The 5,280-nt window shown below is 35.4% G+C and carries 5 protein-coding genes; all 5 read left to right on the top strand.

Features of this window, described 5'->3' with window-relative positions; genetic code table 11:
- Positions 1–1,061 (top strand): serpin family protein (locus tag ENL20_00965; protein ID HHE37131.1); only part of this gene is annotated, 1,061 nt, incomplete at its 5' end.
- Between the two features lie 40 nt (positions 1,062–1,101).
- The gene (locus ENL20_00960) at positions 1,102–1,803 is read left to right on the top strand and encodes an HAD family phosphatase (protein HHE37130.1); all 702 of its coding nucleotides are present in this window, start codon (positions 1,102–1,104) and stop codon (positions 1,801–1,803) included.
- 112 nt (positions 1,804–1,915) lie between these two features.
- Entirely contained in the window at positions 1,916–2,683 is a 768-nt protein-coding gene (locus tag ENL20_00955) for a TIGR00266 family protein (GenBank protein ID HHE37129.1), read from the top strand.
- A gap of 88 nt (positions 2,684–2,771) precedes the next feature.
- Entirely contained in the window at positions 2,772–3,374 is a 603-nt protein-coding gene (locus tag ENL20_00950) for a hypothetical protein (GenBank protein HHE37128.1), read from the top strand.
- A 190-nt stretch (positions 3,375–3,564) separates the two neighbouring features.
- The coding region (locus ENL20_00945; GenBank protein ID HHE37127.1) for a DEAD/DEAH box helicase at positions 3,565–5,280 on the top strand (1,716 nt) is incomplete at its 3' end.

Below are 5,280 nucleotides of genomic sequence, written 5' to 3'. Positions count from 1 at the left end.
TCAAAGAGCAGGCAAACAACAACATTTTCATCTCACCGATGAGCATTTCTTATGCTTTGGGAATGAACTTTAACGGAGCAGACGGAAAGACAAAAGAGGAAATGGCAAAAACTCTCGAATTCGGAAATCTAACCAATGCAGAGGTCAATGAATCGTTCAAAAAATTAATGACAAAATTGATGGAACTCGATCCAAAAGTGATGATGGAAATCGCTAATTCCATCTGGTATCGCGAAAATGTGGATGTTCTTAAAAAATTCAAAAAAGTTAATCAGGATTATTTCCAGGCAGAGATCAGGAATATGGATTTTTCCAAGCCGGAAACAGTCGGGATCATCAATAACTGGGTGAGTGAAAACACTAAAGGTAAGATCACCAAAGTTATAGACGAGATCGATGCCCTTTCCATGATGTATTTGATCAATGCTATCTATTTCAAAGGTTCGTGGACAGAAGAATTTGATAAAAAAAGGACAAAAGAGGACAAATTCTTCTATGCTGAAGGAAAATCAGTTTTATGCGAGATGATGAAAACTTCCGAAAAGAATCTTTATTTCGAGAATGATGATTTCCAGGCTGTGGATCTTCCTTATGGGAAAGAAAATTTTAGTATGATCGTCATCCTTCCCAAAAAAGAGAAGGATATTAACGAGTTCATTTCCAAATTGAATGTTGAAGACTGGAATTCCTGGCTGACCGGTTTTTCCAAACAAAAAGGTTCACTCGTTATGCCTAAATTTAAGATCGAATACGATATCGAGATGAATGATGTTCTCAAATCTCTGGGAATGGCAAACGCTTTTACTTCCGCTGCGGATTTCAGTAAAATGACAAAAAAGCAGAAACTTTACATCAGTAATGTCAAACACAAGACTTTCGTGGATGTGAACGAGGAAGGAACAGAAGCTGCTGCTGTAACGGTTGTAGAAATGAAGCTGACTTCTGTCGGTCCTGGTTTTTTTATGAAAGTTAATCGTCCTTTCGTGTTTGCGATCAAAGAAAAAGAAACAAATTCCATCATTTTTATTGGGAAAATTGTGAATCCGAAACCGGAAAAGTAGTTGAATCAGTTGAACTGGTTGAATTAGGAAAATTGGAAAAATGAAACCCAAAGCAATCATCTTCGATATGGATGGAGTTATCCTGAACAGCGAACCCATCTATTATGAAGTTCAGATGAAATTCTTCCGGGAACTTGGAATAAATATCTCTGCTGATGAATATTCTACTTTTGTCGGACTTTCCCAAACAGAAATGTGGAAAAGAATTCTAAAAAAATTTGACTCGACTTCAATCCGGCAACTGACGGATGGAGTTGAGTATAATTTTTCTACTCTGAATAAAATTAATTTATTAGAAGAATTGATCACTAAAAACAACAAACTTAATTACCAACATTTCTCAAAATTGGAAAATCTGAAACCAACTCCCAATTTAATAGATTTTATAAATGAGTTAAAGAACAAAAATATTAAATTAGCAGTTGCTTCTTCAACAACCAAAAAGTTGGTGGATTTAATTCTGGAAAAACTTCAAATCAGACATTTCTTCGAAGTGATCGTAAGTGGAAATGAAATAAAGAACGGAAAACCGGAACCGGATATTTTTCTCAAAACTGCTGAACTTCTGAAAGTAAAACCTGAAGAATGTATCGTTATTGAAGATTCGTTCAATGGAGTAAAAGCCGCAAAATCAGCAGGAATGAAATGTATCGGTTTCCAGAAATTTAATTCCGGAGAGCAGGATCTTTCCGATGCAGATTTGATAGTTAACGAGTTTAATGAACTTATTTCATTTATTTAATTCATCAGAATAAACTGAAAAAAATTGAAGAAAACTGAATATGTTTATTTTTTCAGTCTCTTTCAGTTTCTTCGGTCTATCTCAATGAAAAAAAACCAAGGATGAAATAAAAATGACTGATATTATCGATTACAAAATCTATGGTGACGAGATGCAACTTGTGGAGATCGAATTAGATCCGCAAGAAGGAGTACGCGCCGAAGCAGGCGCAATGATGTTCATGGAAGAAGGTATTGAAATGCAGACTTCAACCGGTGGAGGTTTATTCAAAGGATTCAAGAGAATGATAACCGGAGAAAGTTTCTTTATCACGACTTTCCTGCATAATGGTTCCGGAAAATCTCATGTGGCTTTTGGAGCTCCATATCCGGGTAAGATCATTCCGCTTGATCTGGCAAAACATAATGGAAAATTCATCTGTCAGAAAGATTCCTTTTTATGTGCTGCTCGCGGCATCGAGATCGAAGTTGAATTTACAAAAAAGATCGGAGCCGGACTTTTTGGTGGAGAAGGATTTATCCTGCAAAGATTGGAAGGAAACGGAATGGCTTTTATCCATGCCGGCGGAACGATCATTGAAAAACATCTGCAAGCCGGAGAAACTTTGAGAGTAGATACTGGTTGTATGGTTGGTTTTGCTCCTACGGTCGAATATAATATCCAGTTTGTGGGTGGATTCAAAAACGCATTGTTCGGAGGAGAAGGTTTGTTCCTTGCAACCGTAAAAGGTCCCGGACTCGTTTATCTGCAAAGTCTTCCTTTCTCAAGATTAGCTGATAGAATAATGGCAGGATATCGTTTTCATAACAAAGGAGAATCAAAAGGAATAGCTGGACTTGGTGGAGGTCTTTTAGGTGGTCTTTTGGGTGGAGACAATTAAGAAATTGGAAAATTACAAAATACAAATAACAAAAATCAAATAAAATTCAATTTTCTAAAATAAAAAAAATCCAAACTTAAAAAGGAGAATGTATATTTGCATCGGAACAAGTTCTACGAAAATGAAAGCACTCATAATCGATAATCATTCCAAATATATTGGAAAAATAATCGAGACATTAAAACTTTTTGGGATAAAACATTCCGTAATCGATTTTGCTAAATTCAAATGTGCTGAATCTGAAAAATATGATCTTTTTATCTTTTCCGGTGGAAGGATGAGCATAGCCAATACTCCTGAACTTGCAGAAGAAAAAAAACTGATCGCTAACTCAAGCAAGCCTATTTTCGGCATCTGTTTCGGATTCCAATTGATCGCTTTTGTTTATGGAGAAAAAACTCAAGAACTCCCGGATAGAATTCTGGGAGTTCACGAGATCGATGTCTTTGATTTAGATAGTTCAGGAATAACATATAACTCATCTAAAATGAAAGTATATGAATCACATAAATTTGCGATCAAAAAACTACCCCCGGACTTTGAAGTTTTTGGAAGATCAGAATACGGGATCGAGATCTTCAAACATAAAACAAAACCAATTTGGGGAACACAATTTCATCCCGAAGTTACTGATGATAATGCAGGGATTATTTTGCTGGAAGGATTCTTGAAAGATTTTGGATCGGATTGATAAAAATTCTTTTACACTCCCAAATAGGAAATATGTGTCCCGTACGGACGAATCCGCGAACTTGTTCGTGGACACAGACATTAGCCACAAAAGAGCTAATCCAAAAAGTGTAATATAGTTCTGTAAATATTTAAAAGCTTGCTTGATATTTAGGTTTCAAAAATATCGAAAAAAATTGTTGGAGAAAATTTTGAACCAAAACCAAAATCCTGAGCAAATAGCGAGAGATAAAATAGATAAGCAACTACTGAGTGCTGGTTGGGACATCCAAGATAAAGATTCAATCAACTGGAATAAAAGCAAAGAAATTGCTGTTCGGAATTATTACACTCAAGACGGAAAAGAAGCTGATTATATCCTTTTTGTAAATCGTAAACCTGTTGGAGTTATTGAAGCAAAAAAAGAAGAAGAAGGTTTTCATTTAACATCTGTAGAAGAACAATCAACCGAATATGCAACCAGCAATCTGAAATATCTGAATAATGAACCTTTACCATTTGTTTATGAAAGCACAGGAACTTTGACAAGATTTACAGATTATCACGACCCAAAACCAAGATCGAGACCTGTTTTCAGTTTTCACAAACCTGAAACATTTATTGAATGGCTAAAAAAAGATAAAACTCTCAGAGAACGATTTTACGATCTTCCCGAATTAAATATTGAAGGCTTGCGAGATTGCCAGATCAACGCAATTAATAATCTCGATGAATCCTTCAAAAATAACAAACCACGAGCTTTGATTCAAATGGCAACAGGTGCAGGAAAAACTTTTACAGCAATTACTTTCATTTATCGTTTGCTCAAATTCGTAGATGCAAAAAGAATTCTGTTTCTGGTTGATACACGAAATCTCGGTGAACAAGCGGAACAAGAATTTATGGCTTATCAACCGAATGATGATAATAGAAAATTCACAGAATTGTATAATGTTCAAAGACTGCAATCTTCTTATATTGCTACCGATAGTCAGGTTTGCATCAGCACAATTCAAAGAATGTATTCCATTCTGAAAGGTGAAGAGCTTGATGAAAAAATGGAAGAAGAAAACCCAAACGAAAGCTGGCAACCAAAAGAACCGCTTCCTGTAATTTATAACAAAAACATTCCGATCGAACAATTTGATTTTATTGTAATTGATGAATGTCACCGTTCCATCTACAATCTTTGGAAACAGGTTCTGGAATATTTTGATGTTTTTCTGATTGGCTTAACCGCAACTCCCGACAAACGAACTTTCGGTTTTTTCAATGAAAATGTGGTTAGTGAATATTCCCACGAAATGGCAATTGCAGATGGTGTGAATGTTGGTTATGAAGTTTATACGATTGATACAAAATTGACCAAGAAAGGTGCAAAACTAAAAGCAAAACAATTTGTAGATATTCGCAATAAGTTATCTCGTAAAAAACGCTGGCAACAACTTGACGAAGATTTTGAATATTCCAATAAACAATTGGATAATGAAGTTGTAAACCCAAGCCAAATCAGAAATATTATCAGAGCCTTCAAAAACAGTTTACCGGAAATTTTTCCAAACAGAACTGAAATCCCCAAAACTCTTATCTTTGCAAAAACCGACAGTCACGCTGATGATATTATCAACATTGTGCGGGAAGAATTTAATGAAGGAAACGCATTTTGTAAAAAAATGACTTATAAATCAAAAGAAAATCCAAAATCCGTTTTAGCTCAATTTCGCAATGATTATCATCCGCGAATCGTGGTAACAGTTGATATGATCGCCACAGGAACAGATGTAAAACCTTTGGAATGTCTTCTTTTTATGCGGGATGTAAAAAGTAAAAATTATTTTGAGCAAATGAAAGGAAGAGGAACCAGAACTCTGGGTTGTGATGATCTGAAAAAAGTTACACCTTCGGTTATTTCCGCAAAAACGCATTTT

This window comes from Candidatus Cloacimonadota bacterium (assembly GCA_011372345.1).
Classification (GTDB): Bacteria; Cloacimonadota; Cloacimonadia; order Cloacimonadales; family TCS61; genus DRTC01.
The sequence above is the reverse complement of the archived record's forward strand: the minus strand, read 5'-3'. Positions and strand labels throughout refer to the sequence as shown.

Coding starts and splice junctions, on each gene's coding strand:
- ENL20_00960 (HHE37130.1), top strand. CDS start 1,102: ATGAAACCCAAAGCAATCATCTTCGATATGGATGGAGTTATCCTGAAC.
- ENL20_00955 (HHE37129.1), top strand. CDS start 1,916: ATGACTGATATTATCGATTACAAAATCTATGGTGACGAGATGCAACTT.
- ENL20_00950 (HHE37128.1), top strand. CDS start 2,772: ATGTATATTTGCATCGGAACAAGTTCTACGAAAATGAAAGCACTCATA.